Annotated in this window: 17 protein-coding genes and 1 other RNA gene; 12 read left to right on the plus strand and 6 right to left on the minus strand. The window is 58.2% G+C overall.

From position 1 onward, the window contains the following. The first annotated feature begins 2 nt into the window (after positions 1-2). Entirely contained in the window at positions 3-2,153 is a 2,151-nt protein-coding gene (mdoH, locus tag HNR55_RS11090) for a glucans biosynthesis glucosyltransferase MdoH (RefSeq protein ID WP_166115441.1), read from the plus strand. A 54-nt stretch (positions 2,154-2,207) separates the two neighbouring features. On the opposite strand, the gene HNR55_RS11095 is transcribed toward mdoH, so the two are convergent. Genes HNR55_RS11095 through HNR55_RS11105 form a run of 3 tightly spaced genes read right to left on the minus strand, consistent with a single transcriptional unit; the run spans position 2,208 to position 5,131 of the window. Next, the gene (locus HNR55_RS11095) at positions 2,208-3,314 is read right to left on the minus strand and encodes an N-acetylglucosamine-6-phosphate deacetylase (protein WP_166115407.1); all 1,107 of its coding nucleotides are present in this window, start codon (positions 3,312-3,314) and stop codon (positions 2,208-2,210) included. Positions 3,315-3,317: 3 nt separating this feature from the next. Continuing rightward, positions 3,318-4,652 carry a glucose/galactose MFS transporter gene (gene gluP / locus HNR55_RS11100; protein ID WP_166115410.1) on the minus strand — a complete coding sequence of 445 codons (1,335 nt, stop codon included), beginning with the start codon at positions 4,650-4,652 and terminating at the stop codon, positions 3,318-3,320. A 53-nt stretch (positions 4,653-4,705) separates the two neighbouring features. Next, the gene (locus tag HNR55_RS11105) at positions 4,706-5,131 is read right to left on the minus strand and encodes a hypothetical protein (protein WP_166115412.1); all 426 of its coding nucleotides are present in this window, start codon (positions 5,129-5,131) and stop codon (positions 4,706-4,708) included. A gap of 143 nt (positions 5,132-5,274) precedes the next feature. On the opposite strand from HNR55_RS11105, the gene ffs reads away from it, so the two are divergent. The 6 genes from ffs to folB all read left to right on the plus strand — a co-directional run bounded on the left by ffs (position 5,275) and on the right by folB (position 9,832). After that, an RNA gene (ffs, locus tag HNR55_RS11110) (signal recognition particle sRNA small type) lies at positions 5,275-5,372 on the plus strand. An 88-nt stretch (positions 5,373-5,460) separates the two neighbouring features. Further along, complete coding sequence (locus tag HNR55_RS11115; RefSeq protein WP_166115415.1) at positions 5,461-7,506, plus strand: DNA polymerase III subunit gamma/tau; 2,046 nt, start codon at positions 5,461-5,463, stop codon at positions 7,504-7,506. 119 nt (positions 7,507-7,625) lie between these two features. Further along, positions 7,626-7,949 (plus strand): YbaB/EbfC family nucleoid-associated protein, encoded by a 324-nt coding sequence (locus HNR55_RS11120; RefSeq protein WP_166115416.1) that lies wholly within the window; start codon positions 7,626-7,628, stop codon positions 7,947-7,949. Between the two features lie 45 nt (positions 7,950-7,994). Continuing rightward, entirely contained in the window at positions 7,995-8,591 is a 597-nt protein-coding gene (gene recR, locus HNR55_RS11125; protein ID WP_086646891.1) for a recombination mediator RecR, read from the plus strand. A 31-nt stretch (positions 8,592-8,622) separates the two neighbouring features. After that, complete coding sequence (locus HNR55_RS11130; RefSeq protein ID WP_166115443.1) at positions 8,623-9,429, plus strand: SDR family NAD(P)-dependent oxidoreductase; 807 nt, start codon at positions 8,623-8,625, stop codon at positions 9,427-9,429. A 4-nt stretch (positions 9,430-9,433) separates the two neighbouring features. After that, positions 9,434-9,832 (plus strand): dihydroneopterin aldolase, encoded by a 399-nt coding sequence (gene folB, locus HNR55_RS11135; RefSeq protein WP_086646890.1) that lies wholly within the window; start codon positions 9,434-9,436, stop codon positions 9,830-9,832. Between the two features lie 108 nt (positions 9,833-9,940). Here folB and HNR55_RS11140 read toward each other — a convergent pair whose 3' ends face one another. Further along, entirely contained in the window at positions 9,941-10,270 is a 330-nt protein-coding gene (locus HNR55_RS11140; RefSeq protein WP_086646889.1) for a TIGR02300 family protein, read from the minus strand. 246 nt (positions 10,271-10,516) lie between these two features. Between HNR55_RS11140 and aroA the strand changes: the two genes are divergently transcribed. The 3 genes from aroA (at position 10,517) to rpsA (ending at position 14,512) form a co-directional block, all read left to right on the plus strand. Continuing rightward, entirely contained in the window at positions 10,517-11,866 is a 1,350-nt protein-coding gene (gene aroA / locus HNR55_RS11145; protein ID WP_166115418.1) for a 3-phosphoshikimate 1-carboxyvinyltransferase, read from the plus strand. Further along, complete coding sequence (gene cmk, locus HNR55_RS11150; RefSeq protein WP_165925710.1) at positions 11,863-12,516, plus strand: (d)CMP kinase; 654 nt, start codon at positions 11,863-11,865, stop codon at positions 12,514-12,516. Before aroA ends, cmk begins: the two co-directional genes overlap by 4 nt. 283 nt (positions 12,517-12,799) lie before the next feature. Beyond that, positions 12,800-14,512 (plus strand): 30S ribosomal protein S1, encoded by a 1,713-nt coding sequence (rpsA, locus tag HNR55_RS11155; protein WP_086646887.1) that lies wholly within the window; start codon positions 12,800-12,802, stop codon positions 14,510-14,512. A 148-nt stretch (positions 14,513-14,660) separates the two neighbouring features. On the opposite strand, the gene HNR55_RS11160 is transcribed toward rpsA, so the two are convergent. Next, a complete protein-coding gene (locus tag HNR55_RS11160) occupies positions 14,661-15,407 on the minus strand; it encodes a LexA family transcriptional regulator (RefSeq protein WP_166115419.1) in 747 nt (248 codons plus the stop codon). Positions 15,408-15,754: 347 nt separating this feature from the next. Then, on the minus strand, positions 15,755-15,922 hold the full coding sequence (locus HNR55_RS11165) for a hypothetical protein (RefSeq protein WP_166115422.1): 168 nt from the start codon (positions 15,920-15,922) through the stop codon (positions 15,755-15,757). A 127-nt stretch (positions 15,923-16,049) separates the two neighbouring features. Here HNR55_RS11165 and HNR55_RS11170 point away from each other — a divergent pair, with 127 nt between their 5' ends. Continuing rightward, the gene (locus HNR55_RS11170) at positions 16,050-18,773 is read left to right on the plus strand and encodes an autotransporter outer membrane beta-barrel domain-containing protein (RefSeq protein WP_260400909.1); all 2,724 of its coding nucleotides are present in this window, start codon (positions 16,050-16,052) and stop codon (positions 18,771-18,773) included. 323 nt (positions 18,774-19,096) lie between these two features. Continuing rightward, positions 19,097-23,341, plus strand: a complete 4,245-nt coding sequence (locus HNR55_RS16995; protein WP_184382681.1) for an autotransporter domain-containing protein — start codon at positions 19,097-19,099, stop codon at positions 23,339-23,341. Positions 23,342-23,350 lie beyond the last annotated feature (9 nt).

Here is a 23,350-nt window from a genome sequence, read left to right on the forward strand (position 1 = left end):
TTATGCCGGATATGAATACGGGTGCCTCTGAACGACCTTTTGAAGCCCTGCCCCCCGAAGCACGGCTGGATATGCCGGTCCAGAACCTGCAAAAACCCGCCAGTATGGAAGGGCGCGGGCGCACGCCTGCCACATCGCCTTCCAGCATTGTGCTGCGCCGTCTTTCGGTTATCGGGTCCGCGCTTGCGCTCACGGCGTATGGGGCATGGCGCACGCATATGGTTATGGACGAGGCGGGTGTGTCCGCCCTCGGCGTTATCATGCTGGTGCTGTTCATTGCCTTGTTTATGTGGATTGCCCTTGCGTTTACCTCTTCGGTGGCCGGGTTCTGCTCGCTGGTGACACATGGCGGCCTTGGGCTTGGCATTAGCCGCACAGGCCCCCTGCCCCGGCTGACCCGCAGAACCGCCCTGCTGCTTCCCACCTATAACGAACCCCCCCACCGTGTTATGGCCGGGCTGCGGGCCATTTACAGCAGTCTGGAGGAAACGGGGCAGCTTGGCAGTTTTGACCTGTTTATCCTCTCCGACACGACCAACCCGGATGTATGGGTCAAGGAAGAAGCGGCTTTTCTCGCCCTGCGGGAGCAGGTTGGCGGGCATGAGCGTATTTTTTACCGCCGCAGGCACAACAATGTAGAGCGCAAGGCGGGCAATGTGGGGGAATGGGTGCGCCGCTTTGGGGCCGCATACGACCACATGGTTACGCTGGATGCGGATTCCGTCATGTCCGGCCAAACGTTGGTGCGTATGGCGGATGCCATGGAGCGCAACCCCGGTGTGGGGCTGATCCAGACACTCCCTGTTATTGTGGGGGGCACCACCCTGTTTGCCCGGTTGCAGCAGTTTGCGGGGCGTGTGTATGGCCCCATTATTGCGTATGGCATTGCCTGGTGGCATGGCTCGGAAGGCAATTACTGGGGGCACAACGCCATTATTCGTACCCGCGCCTTTGCCAGTCAGGCGGGGTTGCCCCATGTGCCCGGCAAGCCGCCTTTTGGCGGGCATATTCTCAGCCACGACTTTGTGGAAGCGGCTCTGATGCGCCGTGGTGGCTGGGCCATTCACATGATCCCCGCACTGGATGGATCGTATGAGGAAAGCCCGCCCTCGCTGACCGATGTCGCCATCCGTGACCGGCGCTGGTGTCAGGGCAACCTGCAACACGTCAAGGTGCTGCCCACCAAGGGGCTGCACTGGGTCAGCCGCATGCACATGGTTGTGGGCATTGGCGCGTATGTGACCTCGCCCCTGTGGCTGGTGTTCCTGCTGACCGGGATTTTAATTTCGCTTCAGGCGCATTTTCAGCGTCCCGAATATTTTGGGGATACCAAGCTCCTGTACCCGCATTGGCCACATGTGGACCCGGTGCAGGCCAAATACGTGTTTATTGGCACAATGGTTGTGCTGCTTGCCCCCAAGCTGCTGGCCTATATTGCCCTGCTGCTGGACCCCGAGGCACGGCGCGGCAGTGGTGGTCCGGTCCGTGCGGCTGTGTCCGTGCTGGTGGAAACGCTGATCGGCGGCCTGATCGCACCCATTGCCATGCTTATCCAGACATCGGGTGTTATCTCGATCCTGAGCGGGCATGATTCCGGCTGGAACACCCAGCGGCGAGATGATGGCGGTATTCCCTTCATGGAGGTGGTGCGCCAGTACGCGCGCTTTACCCTGTTCGGGCTGGTGCTGGGGGCTGGAGCATGGGTTGTTTCTCCCTCCCTGTTTTTCTGGATGACGCCGGTTCTGCTTGGGCTGGTGTTTTCCATTCCTCTGGTTGCCTTTACCAGCAGCCGGAATGTGGGGCTTGGTTTCAGGCGGGCAGGGCTTTTGCTGGTACCCGAAGAAACACGGACCCCCGACGTCCTGCAAAAGCTTGAGCAAGAAGAGGCGCAGGATCAAACCCCAACCCTACCCGACGATGCCCTGCGCGCCCTGCGGGCTGATCCCGCATTGTGTCAGGCACATATTGCCATGCTGCCAGCCGAGCGCCGTGCGGGGGACCCCATTAACGCCGATCAGCTTGTCGGTCTGGTCAAGCTGGCGGAAGCACCTACCCTGCCGGATGCGGAACGCCGCCTGACGGTTAAGGAAAAAGCCGCCGTGCTGGGCAGCCGCAAAGGTGTGGACCTGATTTTGCACCTTCCCGAGTCGTAACAAAACGGCGCGGGGTGGTGGCCCTGTTGTGGGCTAGATGGGTGTGCCGCCTGCTCAGGCAATACGCTGGCCAGCCACCCAGACTTCCTGCACGGTGAGTGCGTTATCCATAACAACAAAATCGGCGCGTTTGCCTGCGTGCAGGGTGCCCCGGTCATGCAGGCCCAGATACCGGGCCGGGTTGCGTGTGAGCAGCACGGCGGCCTGATGCAACGGCAGGCCCGCCTGCACCGCGTTGCGCAACGCGGTATCCAGTGTCAGCACACTCCCGGCCAGATTACCGCCGGGCAGGCGGACCGCGCCGTGCTCCACCATAACCTGCTGCCCCCCCAAAAGGCTTGGACCATCGGGTAGCCCGGCGGCTCGCATGGCGTCTGTTACAAACAGCAGGCGTTCGGGCATAACGCGCTGGGCCAGCCGGAAGGTGGCGGGGTGGACGTGGTGTGTATCAAAAATCAGTTCGGCGTAGGCATCGCTGCACATCAGGGCCGTGGCCGGGCCGGGCTTGCGGCTTTCTATGCCAGCCATGGCGTTAAACAGGTGGGTGGCGCCTGTTACGCCCCCTGCGGAGCAGATGCGGCATATGGCCTGCTCGGTTTCTTCATACCCGGCAAGGGTGTGCCCAAGGCTGACCCGCACACCAGCCTGCGCAAAAAGCTGCATGGCTTCCTGCGCATGGGGGAGTTCAGGGGCAAGGGTTACAACGCGTACGCAGTCAAACGCCAGAACTTCCGCCACGCGCTCCGGGGTTGGCGTCAAGGCGTAGGGAGGTTGCGCTCCCAGCTTGTGCGGGCTGACAAACGGGCCTTCCAGATGGGCACCATGTATGTTTGGGCCGTCTGGTATGGTGGTGCCGCGCACTTCGGCAATGGCGGCAAGTGCGCCAAGCACGTCTGCCCAGGGGCTGGTAATGGTGGTGGGTAGTATGGTGGTGGTGCCATGGCGGGCATGGAAGCGGGCAAGTGTGTGAATGGCCTGTACGCCATCCATGGTATCCGCCCCATTGCCGCCATGCACATGGCTATCAATAAAGCCGGGTAGAATGTAACGGTCGGGAATGGTGGCGTTATCTGGCGTTACGGCCTGTATCTGCTCCGTAAAGGTCACATGGCCTGGAACAATGCGTTCGGGCAGAACAAGGTGCCCTTTGAGTTCGGTCATGCTTCAGATTTCCTTCATCATAAGCGGAGTTTTGCGTAAATCCCTGCTCATGAAGTGGCGCGCGTACAGGGTGATGAGAGCGTAGGATAAAAGGGTAAGGCATGTGAATGCGGCCTGAAAACCCATGACAGGTTTTAAAAGAACAAAAAGCTGCGGCACAACCCCGCCTCCGCAATATGCCATGACCAGAAAAGCCGAAACCTGCGCCGTATGTTGGCCAGAGCCTTTCAGCGCCAGTGGAAACAGGGATGGAAATATCATGGAATTTGCAAAACCCAGAAGGGTAACACAGGCAACGGACATGTAGCCGTGCGTAACCCACGCTCCCATGCTGAGCAGCCCCCCATACAGGCAGGAGAGGGGGAGATAGCGTTCCTGTGTGATCAGGCGGGGGGACAGGACAAGCCCCGCCACATACCCGCAGAGCATGAAAAAAAGAGTAAGGGACGTAAAAAACTTTGTCTGGTCAAGGGATATGCCAAAACCCTGTGCGTAGGTTCCCACAGCATCACCGGAGAGTACTTCTACCCCCACATAAAAAAACATTGCTCCAGCACCCAGCAGGGTTCTGGCATTAAGGGAGGAGAGAAGTATTTTTATAAAACTTGTTTTTGAAGACCTGTTTTTGCAAATATCTGTACGAATTTCTGGCAGGGATGACCGCAAAACCCACAGGGCTGTCAGGGCCAGAAAAAACGCCATGCCCATATAGGGCCAGTAAACACTGTTCAGAAAATCCTGTTGTACAGACAGGCGTTGAACCGGGTCGGTCAGGGTCGGCAGGGTCGCGGATATGTCGGTCATGTGACGCATGGCCAGTGTGGCCAGCGCAACGGGGGCCACAATGCCTCCCAGCTTGTTGCAGATGCCCATAATGGCAATACGCTGCGCACTGCGGTTTTCGGGGCCGAGAAAGCTGACATACGGGTTAATGGCCACCTGCAGCAGGGCCAGCCCCATGCCCAGCACCAGAAAGCCCCCCAGCGCACCGGGGTAGGAGCGTGCATGCAGGCACTGCCCGGTCAGCCCCATGCCGCCCGCCATGACCAGCAGGGCATAAACCAGCCCGTTTTTAAAGCCGGTGCGTGTGACACTCAGGCTCGCGGGGATGGAAAAGACAAAATAGGAAAAGTAAAAAACAAGCGGCACCATAAATGCCGCCAGATCATTCAGGGTAAAGGCGACCCGCACAAAAGAGATCAGCGGGCCATTCAGCCATGTGACAAACCCGATGATGAAAAACAGAGCCGCGCTAAGCACCAGAGGCCGCCACCCATAAGGGCCAGCCGGGCAGGGTATGCGTGCGACGGCTGTGGGCTGGGTGTGCGGCTGTGGCATGTCCGGCTATGGCCCGCGGTAAGGTTTTCAGGGTTCGGGGGGATGGGTGGGGCCTAGTCGGCTGCCTGTGCATCCTTGGAAGGCAGGCTGTCTATTTTTTCGCAGGCGTGGCGCAGTTCGGTGGAGGGGTTGTGCGTCTCGCACAGTTTTTCCACATCGGCGGCGCAGGCTTCGATCGAATTTTCAAAGTCGGATTCAAGTACGTCCTCGGCAACCGTCAGGTCCTGATTGCGGGTGTTTTCTTCGTCCTTTTGCAAAAGGTCCTGCGTTTTGTGCAGGTCCTTGAGCGATTCAATACAGGCAGGCCCGGCCGCATCGGGCTTGAGGTGCAGAACCGCAAGTTCCTTTTGCAACTGGACGTTGTTGACGTTGTTGCGCGGGGCTGTCTCATCATCGGCCATGGCAGGGGAGCCTGCGCTCAGGCCACCGGCCAGAAGAACGGATGCCATAGCGGCATGATACAAACGAAAACCGGACACGAGCACAATTCTCCTGAGTCTGCGACACTGCGCACCAATTACCCTGTTTTCTAGCCTGTCTGTGTCGGATAGGTAAAGAAACAACCCGGAAAAGCTGCCAGCAGGCTTGGCATGGGCTTGGATTTGGTGCTAGGTGTGACCTCGGAAAGTCGGCGGTGGACGGACACCTTGCTAAACCGGTCAGGTCCGGAAGGAAGCAGCCATGGTGAGTTTCGTCCGGGTCATTGTTCGGCTTTCCACCCTAATTTTCCGCCCTTGTGGATCAGACCATTCTGCGCCGGTCAAACCGCGCATGCGGGGCGTGACCTTACACAGTCTGCGGGCATGGCATGAGTGATACGACTGACGAGCAGTTCCCTCACGATGAGGGGCTTCCCAGTCCGGAACCGGAAGGCCCCGGCCTGTTTGGTGATGCCGATCCGGCTCCCGCCCCCTCCGCGCCTCCCCCGCCAGCGCCCGATGCCGCAGCCCCTCCCTACAGGGTGCTTGCCCGCAAATACCGCCCCACAACATTTGAGGACCTGATCGGCCAGGAGGCCATGGTCCGCACCCTGCGCAATGCGTTTGCGCTGGGGCGTGTGGCCCATGCCTTTATGCTGACCGGGGTGCGCGGGGTGGGCAAAACCACGACCGCGCGCATTATTGCCCGCGCCCTTAACTGCACCGGACCGGATGGCAACGGCGGCCCCACGGCTGACCCGTGTGGTGTATGCCCCAACTGCGTGGCCATTCTGGCTGACCGCCACCCCGATGTGCTGGAAATGGATGCGGCCTCCCGCACGGGGGTGGATGATGTGCGCGAGATCATAGAGGCCACGCGCTTCCGCCCCATGCAGGGGCGTATGAAGGTCTTTATCATCGACGAAGTGCATATGCTCTCGCGCAATGCCTTTAACGCCCTGCTCAAAACGCTGGAAGAACCGCCTGCGCAGGTGACGTTCATTTTTGCCACGACCGAACTGCGCAAGGTGCCGGTCACGGTTCTGTCGCGCTGCCAGCGGTTTGACCTGCGGCGCGTGCCACAGGCAGAACTGGCCGGTCTGTTCGCCCGGATTGCACAAAAGGAACACGTTGCGCTCTCCGACGATGCACTGGCCCTGATCGCCCGCGCGGCAGACGGCTCGGTGCGGGATGGCCTCTCCCTGCTGGATCAGGCTATTGCCCAGGGCAGTGGTGTGACGGATGAAGGCGGGGTTATTGGCGCAGGCATTGTGAGCGACATGCTGGGGCTGGCGGACCGCGAGGTGGTGTTTGACCTGCTCGATGCGGTGCTGACCGGCAAGCCCGACAAGGCTCTTGCCCTGCTGGATGCAGCCTATGCTCGTGGGGCCGACCCCGGCCTTGTGCTGGGGGATATGCTGGAACTTGTGCATATTGTCTCCCGCCTGCGGGCTGTGCCCGGTCTGGGGGACTCGGCGGATATGCCAGAGGCCGAGCGGGTGCGGGGCACACATATGGCCAGCACCTTTACCGTGCCCGTGCTCATGCGGGCATGGCAGATGCTGGTCAAGGGTGTGCGGGAGGTGGAGAGTGCACCAGACCGCCGTGCCGCAGCAGATATGGTGCTGATCCGCCTGTGCTACGTGGCCGACCTGCCCTCGCCCGAGGATCTGGTCAAACGCCTGAGCGTTACGCAGGACGATGCCGGGCGTGGCGGATCATCTGTCCCTCCTTCCGTGCCACAGGCCAGTGGTCCGTCCGGGCTGGCTGGTGCGCCTGTGGGGATGGCTGGCTCGAACGGGACCGGCGCTTTTGTGGCTCCGCAGGGTGATGCAGCAGGGGGGCATGAGCCGCCGCGCCTGCGTATGGTCAGTTCCGGCGGTATGGCCGTGGCCGCGCCCGTACAGGCAGCGGTTCCTGTTGTGCAGCCTGAAGCCCCGGCTGAGCTGGCCCCTCCGCCAGTCCCGCGGACGTGGCGGGAGGCCGTGGCGCTGGTCAGGGAGCAGCGCGAGGCAATCCTGCACGGGCAGTTACGGCATGCCGCGCATCTGATTTCTTTTGCCCCCGGGCGGATTGTCCTGCGGTTTGAGCGCGGGGTGCCGAGCGATATTGTGCCGCAGCTCCGCCGCGTGCTGGACCGCGCAACGGGCATAAGCTGGCAGATTGAAGCCGGGCAGGAGGACGGTGAGCCCACGCTGGACGCGCAGGGAGCGGAGGTTATCCAGTTCCGCCGACGCGAGGCAGAGGCGCACCCGCTGGTCCGGGCTATTCTGAACGCGTTTCCCGATGCGCAGCTGGGTGAGGTGAATGACCACGGGCTGGATGATTACGGCCTCCCCCCCGAGGAGCCGCCCGAACTGCTGTTTGCTCCTCTGGACGCGCAGCCGCTGGATGAAGACGACCGACCATACGACCCCGGTGCCTCACAGGACTGAAGTGAGCGGGCCGGGCTGGCAAAACAGCACGTTCTGGGCCAGATAGGGAACAGGTGATGCGCCGCAGGGGTGCGCCATAGCCGCACCACGCGGCAGACAGACAAGCTAAGGGGATGACCATGAAGAACCTTGCCTCACTGATGAAGCAGGCTACGCAGATGCAGTCCAAGATGGAAGCCATGCAGAGCACACTGGAAGCCATGAACATTGATGGTTCGGCAGGTGCAGGCATGGTCAGCGTTGTGCTGAGCGGCAAGGGAGACATGCGCTCCATTAAAATCGACCCCAAGCTGGCCGACCCGACCGAAATGGAAATGTTGCAGGACCTGATCGTTGCGGCCTGTGCGGATGCCCGCAGGAAGCTGGACGAGAAAGCCGCCGAGGAAATGCAGAAGGTCACCGGTGGGCTTAACCTGCCCGCAGGCATGAAACTGCCGTTCTGAACCGCAGACACAACCGACCTTGAGCGCGGGGGAAAGCAGGCGGGCATGGGTGGTCAGGAAATAGAGCAGCTTATTCGCCTGCTGGGGCGCCTGCCGGGTTTTGGCCCGCGCTCGGCCCGGCGTGTGGCGCTGTACCTGCTCCGCGAACCCCATACACGGCTGGCTCCGCTGGCCCGCGCCATGGAACGGGCGGGGGAGGCCATTCGCACCTGCTCCTCCTGCGGGAATCTGGATACATCGGACCCGTGCCACATCTGCACCGACCCGCTGCGTGACAGGGGGCTGGTGTGTGTGGTGGAAACGGTAGGGGACCTGTGGGCGCTTGAGCGTGCGGGGGTCCATAGGGGCGTTTATCAGGTTCTGGGGGGGACCCTGTCCCCTCTGGCTGGGGTTGGGCCGGAAGACCTTAACGTCTCCGCCCTGATGACCCGCCTGCACGAAGGCACCGTGCGCGAGGTTATTCTGGCTCTGGGCGCCACGGTGGAGGGAGCCACCACCATGCACTGGCTGATGGACCAGCTGGAAGCATACGAGGGACTGACCATCAGCCGTGTGGCGCAGGGCGTGCCCATGGGGGGCGCTCTGGATGTGCTGGACGATGGCACTCTGGCCGCCGCTCTCGGCGCCCGTCGCCCTGCCTGACAGAGTGGTGCCAACCATCAACGGAAGAACCATAGCCGTGGACAGGCTGCCGATCAGCCCGGCCATACCACGCCGCGCTCTGGTAACCGGAGGGAGCGAGCGGTTTGGTCAGGCCATTGTGCTTGGTCTTGCGCAGGCCGGGTTTGATGTGGCCATCCATGACCGCACCAACAGGGCCGGGGCGGAGGGCATATTGCATGCCGTGCGCGCGCTAGGCCGTACCGGCTGTGTGTTACAGGCCGACTTCATGCGGGAGGAGCAGGTGCAGGCCCTGTATGGGCAGGCTGCACAGGCTCTTGGCGGCCCTTTGGGCGTGCTGGTCAACAACACCTCCACCTGTGAGCAGGATGAATGGGACAATGCCTCGCTGGAAAGCTGGATGATGCATATGAAGCCCAACCTGCGCGCGCCCTTTGTGCTGATTCAGGCTTTTGCCAGGGGGTTGCCCCAAGGGGCACAGGGCATGGTGCTGAACATGCTGGATGAGCATGTATGGCCCCTATCGCCCCACTTTGTCAGCCATACCGTATCCAGGACTGCGCTGTGGACACTCACGCAGACCATGGCGCAGGCCCTTGCCCCCAGAGGGATCAGGGTTAACGCCTTGGGTTCTGTGCCCGGTTCCGCCCTGCCCGGCTCCGGGCCGATGCAGGAGCCGCCTGCACAGCAATGCGCGTCTGTGCCTCCTGCTCAGGACGCTTTGCCTGATCAGGCTGCGCGGGCAACCCTTGCCCTTTTGGCCCTGCCCTTTGTGACCGGGCAGATGCTGACCCTGAACAGTGGGCAACACCTGCAATGGTCCCCGGCCCCATTGGCCGGACATGCCGTGGAAGAATAAAAGAATGGCCGTTTTTGCTCCGTGGGCCGACCAGCCACCGCTGCGTTGCCTGTTTTTGAAGAACATGGTGCTTGATGCCCATATTGGCGTGTTCCCGCATGAGCAGGGTGTAACCCAGCGTATTCGGGTGTCGGTCCATTACGGGGTGGATGACCGCACGGATCTGGAGGTCGGGCCGGATGACCTGAGCCGTACGGTCTCGTACGAGCGGGTGGTCCAGCTTGTGCACCGTATTGTGCGTGAAGGGCATGTGCGGCTGGTGGAAACACTGGCCGAACGCATAGCCTCCGGCGTGCTGAGCGATGACCGCGTACGTGTTGTGCGTGTGCGCATAGAAAAACTGGATGTGTTTGCAGAAATAGAAGGCGTGGGCGTGGAAATAGAGCGCCGCCCTGCCAGCTGATTTCTGGCCCCGGCCTGCCAGCCGGGGCTGGGGGCATAAAAAAAGCCCGCTGGCATACAGCGGGCTTTTTTTGGTCTGATACAAAGATGTTCAGAATCCCCTGAGGGATCAGGATTCGTGGTCTTCCGAATCCGTGTTGACATCGATGTCTGAGCTGATGTCGTCGTCATCATCATCCAGATCAGCGGTGTCTTCCATCACATCATCGTCGTCCGTATCGTCATCGGTGTCGATATCGATATCTTCATCGGCCTTCTTGATGGGGGCAGCACTCGCTGGAACGGGGGACAGACTGTCAGAGTTGCGGCGCAGGCGCGGCACCAGAGCAGGCTGTTCCGTTCCGCATTTGGGGCAAATGGCGGGTGCGCGGTTCAGGTCATAAAAACGGGCACCACAGGACACGCAGACGCGTTTGGTGCCGAGATCGGGCTGGGACATCTTGCTACCTGTCAATCCTGAGCAGATATTGGGGCCAACGCCCCGGAACACGAACGAACCCCGAACAGCACCGGAGTGCTGGGACAGGACTCGAACCAGACTGTTAAGGCGATGCCCAATGCCACTGTGTTTCGGGTCGTGTCAAACCCGGAGTTTGTAAAAGATGGTATTTTCTGCATCCCCGCCCCTTTTTTTCTGCCCCTGCCCGGATTGACTTGCAGGCCGTCCCGCCGGAATGAAAAGAGCATGACACACGCATCCTCTCCCTCCGCCCGTCCGCTGCGGGTTACGCGCGCGCAGGCCCCTCTTTCCGGTTCCATCCGTGTGCCGGGTGATAAATCCATCAGCCACCGCGCCCTTATGTTTGCCTCCCTCGCACGGGGGGAAACCCATATTACCGGGCTTTTGGAAGGGGAGGACGTTCTACGCACTGCGGCGGCCATGCGCGCGCTGGGCGCACAGGTAGCGCAGCACGCACCGGGGGACTGGCGCGTGAGTGGTCTGGGCATTGGCAAGCTGCGTGAGCCTGAGGATGTGCTGGATATGGGCAATTCCGGCACGGCGGCCCGTCTTTTGTCCGGTATTCTGGCCAGCCACGGCATGGTGTCGGTCATGACGGGGGACGCCAGCCTGCGCCGTAGGCCCATGAAGCGCGTTATGGACCCGCTGGCAGGTACGGGGGCCACCTTTATGGCGCGTGAGGGCGGACGTCTGCCCATGGCCATTCATGGTCTGGCGGACCCCAGGCCGCTGGATTACCGCCTGCCCGTGGCCTCTGCTCAGGTCAAATCCGCCGTGCTGCTGGCCGGGCTGAACGCACAGGGGCAGACACGGGTGGAAGAACCCGTGGCCACCCGTGACCATACCGAAAACATGCTCCGCCACTTTGGCGCGCACGTTAAGGTGGAGGAAACCCCACAGGGTGGCCGGGTTATTCTGCTGCAGGGCCGCCCGGACCTTGTTGCGCGCGATGTGGTGGTGCCGGGGGACCCGTCCTCCGCCGCCTTCCCTATTGTTGCGGCACTGCTGGTGCCGGGGGCGGATATTACAATTTCCACCGTGGGGCTGAACCCCCTACGCACCGGCCTGTTCATTACCTTGCAGGAAATGGGCGCACAGCTTGAGGTCACCAATATCCGCACCGAGGGGGGAGAACTGGTGGGGGATTTGCATGTACGTGCATCCAGCCTCAAAGGCGTGACCGTACCTGCGGACCGTGCTCCGTCCATGATTGATGAATACCCCATTCTGGCTGTGGCAGCGGCGCATGCTTCTGGCGTATCGCGCTTTTGCGGGGTGGAAGAACTGCGCGTGAAGGAGAGCGACCGTCTGGCCGCAACCGTGGCGCTGCTGGAAAACAACGGCGTTAAAACCGCGGTGGAGGGGGATGATCTGGTTGTGTACGGCACCAGCAACGCCATTCCCGGTGGGGGCGTCGTGCAGACCCATATGGACCACCGGCTGGCCATGAGCGCGTCCGTGCTGGGGCTGGTGGCCCAGAACCCGGTGGAAATAGATGATACCGCATTCATAGACACCAGCTTCCCCGGCTATTTGCAGCTCATGAACAGCCTTGGCGCGGGGTTTGCACTATGACGCGCGGCGGCCCCGTTATTGCCGTGGATGGCCCCGCAGCTGCTGGCAAGGGCACTCTGGCCCGCAAGCTGGCCGAAGCACTGGGCCTGCCGTATCTGGATACAGGGTTGCTCTACCGTGCAGTCGGGCGGCTGGCCCTTGATGCCGGGCAGGACCCCGCACAACCCGCCGAGCGGTTTGCCCAGGCCCTGACGCCAGAGGACATGCAGCGCAAGGACCTGCGCCTGCCAGATGCCGCTCTGGCAGCCAGCAAGGTGGCGGCCCAGCCTGCGGTACGGGCCGCTCTGGTGGAAACCCAGCGCCGGTTTGCCGCCCGGCAGGGGGCCGTGCTGGACGGGCGGGATATTGGCACTGCCATTTTCCCCGATGCGGATGTCAAACTGTTCATTACCGCATCCCCCGCCACCCGCACGCTCAGGCGCTTTTTGCAAAGCGGAGGGGACCCGGCCGCCCCCGATGCGCAAACGCAGCTTCAGGCCATGGAAGACGCCCTGCGCGCGCGTGACGAAGCCGATGCAAGCCGGGATTCCGCACCCATGCGGGTTGCGGATGACGCATATGTGATCGAGACGGACACGCTGGATGCACAGGCCGTTCTGGCCGAAGCCTTGCGGTTTACGCGGGAACGACTCGTGGCCGCACGGGGCTGAGTGCAGGCCCCCGTACAGGGGGCGCAAGCCGTGGTTACGCATTTTTTGCCCCTCATTTGCGTGATGGATGGCGCTTTAAGTTGACAAACCGGGGTCAGGTGTTCTCTGTGCAAACAGAAATCCGCCCCGATGGCGGGTTTTTCTGGATAACAGTCTGGCCTGACCCAAAAAGCGGGGGGTATTGCTACCCATCCGTTCCGTCGGGCAAGTCGTGCCGCAGTTTGCGGTGCGCAGGAACAGCCTGCACGCATGTTGCTGGCGGGCTCAGGATTTACGGTACCACATGGCTTCAGCCACCACCCAGACCACGGATCACTTCCGTGGCGAAGATTTTGCCGCCCTTCTTGATGAGACCCTTGGCCGCGATTCCGGCTTTGACGGGTCCGTTGTTCGCGGTCGCGTTGTTCGTCTGACCGACGATTACGCCATTGTTGACGTCGGCCTGAAGAGCGAAGGCCGCGTTTCCCTGCGTGAATTCGCACCTCCGGGCGTCAAGCCTGAAGTGCAGCCGGGCGATGTGATCGAACTGTACGTCGAGCGTTACGAAGACCGCGACGGCAGCATCGTTCTCTCCCGCGAAAAAGCACGCCGTGAAGAAGCCTGGACCAGCCTCGAAAAAGCTTTCGAAGCCAACCAGCGCGTTAACGGCACCATCTATGGCCGCGTTAAAGGTGGCTTTACGGTTGATCTGGGCGGCGCCATGGCGTTTCTTCCCGGCAGCCAGGTGGACATCCGCCCCGTGCGTGACGTCGGCCCGCTGATGGGTGTGCCCCAGCCGTTCCAGATTCTGAAGATGGACCGTGCACGTGGCAACATCGTTGTCTCCCGTCGTGCCGTTCTGGAAGAAACGCGTGCTGAACAGCGCAGCGAACTGATCCAGGGCCTGACCGAAGGCATGATCCTTGATGGCGTGGTCAAGAACATCACCGATTACGGTGCGTTCGTTGATCTGGGCGGCGTTGACGGCCTGCTGCATGTGACCGACATCGCATGGAAGCGCATCAACCACCCCTCCGAAGCACTGCAGATCGGCCAGCCGGTACGCGTGCAGGTGATCCGCTTCAACCCCGAAACGCAGCGCATCTCCCTTGGCATGAAGCAGCTTGAAGCTGATCCGTGGGAAAATGTGGCACTTAAGTACCCGCCGGGCGCTCGCTTTACGGGCCGCGTGACCAACATTACCGATTACGGCGCATTCGTTGAGCTGGAACCCGGTGTTGAAGGTCTGGTGCACGTTTCCGAAATGTCCTGGACGAAAAAGAACGTCCACCCCGGCAAAATCGTTGCGACCTCTCAGGAAGTGGACGTGATGGTTCTGGATGTGGACAGCTCCAAGCGCCGCATCTCCTTGGGTCTGAAGCAGGTTCAGCGCAATCCTTGGGAACAGTTCGCCGAAGAACACAAGGTTGGCTCCACCGTGGAAGGCGAAATCCGCAACATTACGGAATTCGGCCTGTTCATCGGCCTGTCCGCAGACATCGACGGCATGGTTCACATGTCCGACCTGTCCTGGGACGAAGCTGGCGAAGAAGCCATGAAGAACTACGAAAAGGGCCAGGTTGTAAAAGCCAAGGTTCTGGACGTGGACGTGGAAAAAGAACGTATCTCCCTTGGCATCAAGCAGCTTCAGGAAGATCCGGCAGCCGATGCGCTGGCCAGCATCCAGAAGGGCACGATCGTTACCTGCATCGTGACCGCTGTGCAGACCAACGGCATTGAAGTGAAGGTTGACGACGTTCTGAGCGGCTTCATCCGTCGTGCGGAACTGGCTCGTGACAAAGCCGAACAGCGCCCCGAACGCTTCGCCGTTGGCGAACGTGTGGACGCCAAGGTTGTGTCCGTTGACCGTGCATCCCGCAAAGTTGCCCTGACCATCAAGGGCCGCGAAGTGGAAGAAGACAAGCAGGCTATCAACGAATACGGCTCCGCAGATAGCGGTGCATCGCTCGGTGATATTCTGGGTGCAGCGATCCGTCGCCGTAACACCGAAGACTGAGCATAAAAAAGCCGGGGTGGTTTGCACCATCCCGGTTTGGCAAAATCCTTTGCCATGCAAAAAATAGCGCCCCACAAGGGCGCTATTTTTTTATGGGCTATCCTGCCACACGTTCTGTAGCTGCGAGGTCCATCTTTTAGGGTTTCATCTAAAGGGTGGTTGTCATCAGCATGGCGACCCGGCCAACGATACACATTGTGTCAGTGCTGTCTGGTTCTCCCCAGCGTACCGAGGACATCAGTACTTCTTCAGGCGGATAGTTCTTGTTGTTGCTTGATACAAGAATTGTGCCGTCTGTTCTTGCTGATAAACGTTTTACAAATACCGCGCCATGCATCACGAAAACATAGATACCAAAAAGCTGATCTGTTCTCCTTGTATCTATGACCATGGCATCTCCACTGTTGATGATAGGAGACATGCTATCCCCGGAAGCGTGCATGATAATTGTATCTTTTGCAACGCACTTGGCCATTTCCAGAGCGGCCTTGAAGATAGGGATAAATACTGGTTTTTCCTGATAGTAATCAAGGCGACCAAACCCGGCAGAGGCATCAACATCAAAATAGCGAACATTTAACGTGTTCTGATCCAGAGTTACTTGATCATTCGGTAATTTACTTAAAGCCATTTCTCTGTTGGGTGTGCCATGTCCTTTAGCAAGCCATTCAACACTTACGTTGCAGGCGTTCGCCAGAGCGACCAGCGCAGTCGCTTTCATGTCACGACCAGAGAGATAACGACTGAGAGTGCTTAGAGGCATTTGTGCACGAATGGCAACCTGCGTATTGCCTCCAGCCGCTTGCACTGCCTGCTGAAGCCGCAAAGCACGCTCTGCCACTTCGGCTTCCTTTTCGTCGGGGCCGAAATCTGAATTCAAAGTTATCTTTCCCATTATATGTTCATTTCGGCAAGAATTTATCTTGGTATTTTACAAAAATCTTAAGAACTGGAAGTTTCCAGACCCGAAATCTCTAATCGTGGTTGCCAAATGGGAAATGACATGCCATCCTCCGGGTAATGACCTGAGGTAATCCCCAAGTTGTTGGACCAAAAAACAGAGTCAGTGCGGCCGACTCTGTTGAGAGAGGCAACGATTATGACACGAAAGGCATTGAAAGTGCACATTGAGTATCTGAAGGCGTAAACAAGAGCGTGTTTTGGTGCGCTTGCCTACATTTTCCTAGGAATTGGGCATGGCGACTAACGCCATTGGTATCATTCTTTGTTACCCGACATATCTCATTCAGGGCGGGTGTCAGCCTGCTGAGTTAATGAAACAGGACGCTCGGGAAGTTTTTCCTGGCCGTTATCATTTTGATGGCGCTCCTGTTTCTCGGGTTGCCGATTGTCAACCTGCATGCTTGGTGCATGTTGATCTGCATCAAAACTAGTGTGACCTGTGAACATCAAGGCGCTCAGGCTGAGGATGTTTATGGTTTTGCGCGCATTTTTGCAGACCAGTTTTTCAGATTGCCTTGGACTTCATTCTTCAGATCAGGACGTGTGTGTAAGATCAGCAAAGAGATAAGTAAAAATGTCTATGAATTCTTCATTACTGTGGAATGTGAGTGGTGGGGTCGGCTTTCTGATCGCCGTCAGTCTGTCTGCAACGCGGACGATGGCGGCTCCTGTTGCGGGCGTGAGTATTACTCAGGATACTCCACAGGTTATGGTTAATGCACCAACAAGTGGAAATATCGGGCTTTATAATAGTGCCAATATCAGTGACAGTCTGAATATTGCCAATAGTGGAAGTCTTACAGGGACTGCCGGGCAGGGGCTGGTCAATGACAAGAGTGGCAAGATAGCCCAATTGGTTAACAATGGCACCATTAGTGGTAATCTCGCAATAGCCAATAATGGACAGATGGGTTCGTTTGAAAACGGGAGTACAGGCACACTGACCGGAGGTTTAGGGTATAGGGCTTTTTTCAATAACGGTACGATCACGTCCCTGATCAATGACAAGGGTGGCACCATTACTGCGGCTTCGGGAAGTATCTTTAATGGTACCGGTGGTCAGATTGGCATTCTGGACAATGAAGGTGTCGTTCAGAGTACTGTAGCCGGGAGTGGGGTTGGTAATTATAATGGTCAGATTCAGACAATTCTCAATAATGGCACGATCCATGGTGCTGGCGTGTTCGGTGGTGTGTACAATAATGCAGGCCAGATCACTATAGTGGTAAATGGTAAGGGCGGAAGTATTTTCAATAATGGTGGTTTGAACGGTGGTTCGGGGCTTAGTAACGTTTCGGGTGGCCAAATCGGCAGATTGGACAATTACGGCACGATTAATGGTACCCAATATGGGGTCAACAATAGTGGTGACAATATCAACGGTAACAATAATACTGGTGGCACTATAGGTGTTCTGAACAACTATGGCACCATTACGGGCACGCTTGGTTCGATCAATAATGCGGCGGGTGTCGTCACTACGGCTGTCAACAATTACGGCGTGCTCAATGGCACGGTTGTACTGGGGGGGGCAACGCTCAATCTGCTGGCCAGTGGCAGTCCGTCTTCATCTGTCGTCAATGGTGATATTACGGGTACGTCCGCATCCGCCATCACTGTTGGGGACGGCACAAATACAACCCTCTTCACGGCCAATGGCAATGCCAGCGTGGGAACGATCCAGGTGGCTTCAGGCAGTACTCTGGCGCTTTCGAGCGGCAATGCCTGGCAGGCCAGTGGTGATGTGACCAATAACGGCACGATTGCGCTCAATGCTGCTGGCGCCAACGCCGGGAACCAGATGACGGTTGGCGGCAATTATGTCAGTAGCAGCGACAGTGTACTCCGGGTCAACGGCGGAACAGGCAGCACAGGTGCTACTGTAACCGTCAACGGGGTGTCGGCGGATGTGCAGACCAGCGACGGGCTACAGGTCAGTGGCGCGGTGACCCTGAACGGCGGGCAGGTTACCCTGACTACGAACGGACCGACCCTGAAATATGGGCAGGCTTACGAGATTGTGTCGGCAGCCAGCGGAGTCACAGGCCGTTATGACAGCCTGAACACCAATCTCGCCAGTTTCTACGCCTTCCTGTCTCCCTCCCTGTTTTATACAGACAACACTGTTGACGTGATGCTCACGCGCAACCAGACCACGTTCGCCTCTGTTGCCAGAACCCGTAATGGCGGGGTCGTTGCCGGGCTGCTGGACGCCCTGCCGGTATCCAGTCCTGTGTCAGCCGCCGTTTTGCAGCTTGACGGACAGGGCGCGCGCTCGGCGTTCAATTCCCTCTCTGGCGAGATTCATGCCTCCGCGCGCACAGCACTGGTTCAGGACAGCTTTTTTGTCAGGCAGGCTGCGCTGGACCGTCTGAACAGCGCGGACTGTGACGGGGCTTCGATGAACGGCACGATCCATACGGCCAGCCTGAAGGCCGGTCGCACTCAGGGTGGGTGCCAGTCCCGCGGGGTTGCGCTGTGGGGCACGGCCTACGGCAGCCTCGGGCACAATTCCGGGGATGGCAATGTGGCCGCCATGCAGCATTCGACCGCCGGTTTTGTGATGGGAGCGGACACACTGGTCGCACGGACCTGGCGCGTGGGTGGGCTTGTGAGCTATGGGCGGTCCATGTTTGATCTTGGTGGTGATCGTAATTCCTCAGGTCACAGCAACAATGTTTCGATTGGTGGGTATGGCGGCACGCATTGGGGCAGGCTGAACCTGCGGCTGGGTGCGACGTATACGTGGGATATGCTCAGCACCAGCCGGACTGTAGCCCTTCCCGGCCTTGGCGAGCGGCTTGCGGGCAGTTATCTTGGCGGGACGGCGCAGGGTTTTGGCGAGTTGAGCTATAAGCTCCGTATTGCGCATACGGTGGTCGAGCCGTTTGCGAATGTCGCTTATGTGAACCTGCATACGAACGGTTATCACGAACAGGGCGGCAGCGCGGCTCTGGCGGGTAAGGCGACGGATACCGGTGTGACGTTTTCAACCTTTGGTGGTCGTGTGTCCTCCGAGGTGCATGTCCGGAAACTGACGCTGGTTCCGTATGGGAGTGTGTCCTACCGGCATGCGTTCGGGCTGACGACGCCGACGTTAAGGGAGACCTTTGCCCAGGCGGGGAGCGGGAGCATGGATATTGCGGGTGTTGCCCTTTCGACGAATGCGGCGGTGCTGGATACCGGGCTGACCATGCGGCTGACGGACCGGATTGATGTTGGTCTTTCCTATATCGGGCAGTATGGGAACCAGTCGGTAGAAAGTGGTGCGAAGGCGCATTGCAGCTTTAAATTCTGAGGTTTGCGCCGGGCCGGTCCTGAGGATCTGCCCGTGACCGGAAGGGAGGGGAGCATGAGCCCCTCCCTTCTCTCGCGGTGGAAGCACAGACCGCTGACCGGCGATGCTGCGGGCTCGATTGCTCCCGTTCCGATCCAGCCGGAAGAGGATTTCTGATCCGGCTCAGAGCGTGTGTTTGTCCGGAATCCGGATTCTTCCGTGTGTCTAGTGCGCTGAAATTTCACAGATAAAAAATTATTCTATAAATGCCCTTGCCAAAAATAAGATTAACAGTAGAGGATATATTTAATAAATGAATAATAGGTGAAGAAATGAATAAGAAAATGTTTACGAATTCTTCATTGTTACGAAGTGGGAGTGGTGGGGTTGGCCTCCTGATTGCCGTCTGCCTGTCTGCAACGCGGACAATGGCGGCTCCTACCTCAGGGGTGAGTGTTACTCAGGATACAGCTCAGGTTACGGTCAATGCATCGACAAGTGGAAATATCGGGCTTTCCAATACGGCCAATATCAGTAACAACCTGACCATTGCTAATAATGTAAGCCTGATAGGGACTGCCGGGCAGGGGGTGCTCAATTCCGGTACGATCAACCAACTGAATAATGGGAATGGGTCGTCCATCGTGGGTACTGGTGCGGCGGGGGTGTGGAACAGTACCTCTACCAGCGCAGTTTCTTATGTGTCCAATAAAGGCACCATGAGTGGTAATGTCGGAATTTACAATTCCGGGGCGATTGGGTCATTGATGAATGGCACCTCGTCTGGCGCTGCGTTGATTGCCGGGGTTAACGGGACGAGTGGTATAGTCAACGCCAACACATTCGGCACAATTCAGAATAACACAAACGGAACCATTCAGGGGGACACTGGTGGGGCGGGTATATTCAATAATGCGGGTAGTAAAATTACAGCAGTGCTTAATCTTAACAGCGCAATCATAACAGGCGGTAGCAGCGGGAATGGGATATACAATGCTGGTACGATTAACGGGATAGCGAATACCACTGGAGCGTCTATCAAGGGGAATAGTGCTGCTGGCTTGTTTAATGACACAACAGGTCAGATTGGCTTGGTGTCAAACTCCAGTGTCATTAGCGGTTCTTCTGGTATTTACAACTTAGGGATAGTGACAAAGATTGTATTAGGTCAGACTTCAGTAGTCTCAGGACTTGCGGGCGCCGGTGTGTACAATGGCGGGACTGCTGCTCAGATACAGACAATGACCAATAGCGGCAGTATTACAGGTAATAATGCTGTTTACAATACCGGGACGATAGGCTCGTTTGAGAATGGGAGCACAGGTCAGCTGACCGGATCTTCCGGATCTAGGGGTTTTTACAATGCCGGTACGGTCACGTCACTGACCAATGATAAGGGTGGAACTATTACTGCGGGTGCCAACGCAGCAGCTGTTTATAATGATACGAATGGGAATATCGGTACCTTGGACAATGAAGGTACCATTCAAAGTGCCAGTGCAACAGGGGTTGTCAATTTTACATATGCACAGCTTCAGACATTTCTCAATAATGGCAGTATTACAGGTGCTAATGCTGTTTACAACCTTGGGACGATGGGTTCGTTTGAGAACGGTAGCACAGGTCAGCTGACCGGACTTTCAGGGTACAATGCGTTTAACAATAGCGGTACGGTCACGTCCCTGACCAATGATAACGGTGGCACCATTACCGGTGGAGCAGGTTGGGCAGGGATTTACAATGCCGTAGGTGCCCAGATTACCACTCTGGATAACAAAGGTCTTATCACAGGGAGTAATAATAATGACGGTCAGGCAATACGCAACGCAGGCACGATGTCCACACTTACGAATGAAAAGGGAGGGTCTATTCAGGGGACTGGCAATGGTCAGGCCCTCTTTAATGATGGACAGCTTCAGACGTTTCTCAATAATGGCAGCATTTTTAATACTATTTACAATACCGGGACGTTGAATTCGTTTGAGAATGGAAGCACGGGTACGGTGACCGGGGGAGGGACCGGAGGAAATGCTTTTTACAATACCGGTACGGTCGTGTCACTTGTTAATGATAACGGTGGCAGCATTGCGGGTAGTGGTGCGGCTCTTTATAATAACACTGGTCTGATACAGACATTCCTCAATAATGGCAGCATTACAGGTGCTAATGCTGTTTACAATACCGGGACGGTAGTTTCGTTTGAGAACGGTAGCACGGGTACACTGACCGGGCTTGCAGGGTACAATGCTTTTTACAATCTCGGTACGGTCACGTCCCTGACCAATGATAACGGTGGCACCATTACCGGAGGAGCAGGCGCAGGCGCGTCAGCGATTTTCAGTGCCGTAGGTGCCAAGATTACCTCTCTGAACAATAATGGCACGATCACTGGTCCGACTGGTGTTTACAGCGGAGGCCAGATCACCACGCTGGATAATACTGGTACTATAAGTGGTTCTACTGTGGCTGCGATTTACAATTATGGCGTGATCACCACGCTGGATAATACTGGTACTATAAGTGGTTCTGCTAATTATGGTATTTCAAATTCGGCCACTGGGTCATTTGGTACGATTAACAATACTGGTACGATCAGTGGTGGAAAATATGGGGTCAACAACAATCTTGGTGGCACCATAAGTGTTCTGAACAACTATGGCACCATTACGGGCACGCTTGGTTCGATCAATAACGTGGGTATTAGCGCCATGACTGTCAACAATTACGGCGTGCTCAATGGTTCAGTCGCACTGAGGGCGGCAACGCTCAATCTGCTGGCCAGTGGCAGTCCGTCTTCATCTGTTGTCAATGGTGATATTACAGGGGCTTCCGCATCCGCCATTACTGTTGGTGACGGCACAAATACAACCCTCTTCACGGCCAATGGCAATGCCAGCGTGGGAACGATCCAGGTGGCTTCGGGCAGCACTCTGGCGCTTTCGAGCGGCAATGCCTGGCAGGCCAGTGGTGATGTGACCAATAACGGCACGATTGCGCTCAATGCTGCTGGTTCTGTGGATGTCGGGGCTGGCGGGCAGTTCACCAACAATGGCACGCTTGATCTGACTTCCTCGACCAACGCCGGGAACCAGATGACGGTTGGCGGCAATTATGTCAGTAGCAGCGACAGTGTGCTCCGGGTCAACGGCGGAACAGGCAGCACAGGTGCTACTGTAACCGTCAACGGGGTGTCGGCGGGTGTGCAGACCAGCGACGGGCTACAGGTCAGTGGCGCGGTGACCCTGAACGGCGGGCAGGTTACCCTGACTACGAACGGACCGACCCTGAAATATGGGCAGGCTTACGAGATTGTGTCGGCAGCCAGCGGAGTCACGGGCCGTTATGACAGCCTGAACACCAATCTCACCAGTTTCTACGCCTTCCTGTCTCCCTCTCTGGTTTATACGGACAACACTGTTGACGTGATGCTCACGCGCAACCAGACCGCGTTCGCCTCTGTTGCCAGAACCCGTAATGGCGGGGTCGTTGCCGGGCTGCTGGACGCCCTGCCGGTATCCAGTCCTGTGTCAGCCGCCGTTTTGCAGCTTGACGGGCAGGGCGCGCGCTCGGCGTTCAATTCCCTCTCTGGCGAGATTCATGCCTCCGCGCGCACAGCACTGGTTCAGGACAGCTTTTTTGTCAGGCAGGCTGCGCTGGACCGTCTGAACAGCGCGGACTGTGACGGGGCTTCGATGAACGGCACGATCCATACGGCCAGCCTGAAGGCCGGTCGCACTCAGGGTGGGTGCCAGTCCCGCGGGGTTGCGCTGTGGGGCACGGCCTACGGCAGCCTCGGGCACAATTCCGGGGATGGCAATGTGGCCGCCATGCAGCATTCGACCGCCGGTTTTGTGATGGGAGCGGACACACTGGTTGCACGGACCTGGCGCGTGGGTGGGCTTGTGAGCTATGGGCGGTCCATGTTTGATCTTGGGGGTGATCGTAATTCCTCAGGTCACAGCAACAATGTTTCGATTGGTGGGTATAGCGGCACGCATTGGGGCAGGCTGAACCTGCGGCTGGGTGCGACGTATACGTGGGATATGCTCAGCACCAGCCGGACTGTAGTCCTTCCCGGCCTTGGCGAGCGGCTTGCGGGCAGCTATCTTGGCGGGACGGCGCAGGGTTTTGGCGAGTTGAGCTATAAGCTCCGTATTGCGCATACGGTGGTCGAGCCGTTTGCGAATGTCGCTTATGTGAACCTGCACACGAACGGTTATCACGAGCAGGGCGGCAGCGCGGCTCTGGCGGGTAAGGCGACGGATACCGGTGTGACGTTTTCAACCTTTGGTGGTCGTGTGTCCTCCGAGGTGCATGTCCGGAAACTGACGCTGGTTCCGCATGGGAGTGTGTCCTACCGGCATGCGTTCGGGCTGACGACGCCGACGTTGAGGGAGACCTTTGCCCAGGCGGGGAGCGGGAGCATGGATATTGCGGGTGTTGCCCTTTCGACGAATGCGGCGGTGCTGGATACCGGGCTGACCATGCGGCTGACGGACCGGATTGATGTTGGTCTTTCCTATATCGGGCAGTATGGGAACCAGTCGGTAGAGAGTGGTGCGAAGGCGCATTGCAGCTTTAAATTCTGAGGTTTACGC

It is taken from the genome of Acetobacter lovaniensis (assembly GCF_014207635.1).
GTDB lineage: Bacteria > Pseudomonadota > Alphaproteobacteria > Acetobacterales > Acetobacteraceae > Acetobacter > Acetobacter lovaniensis.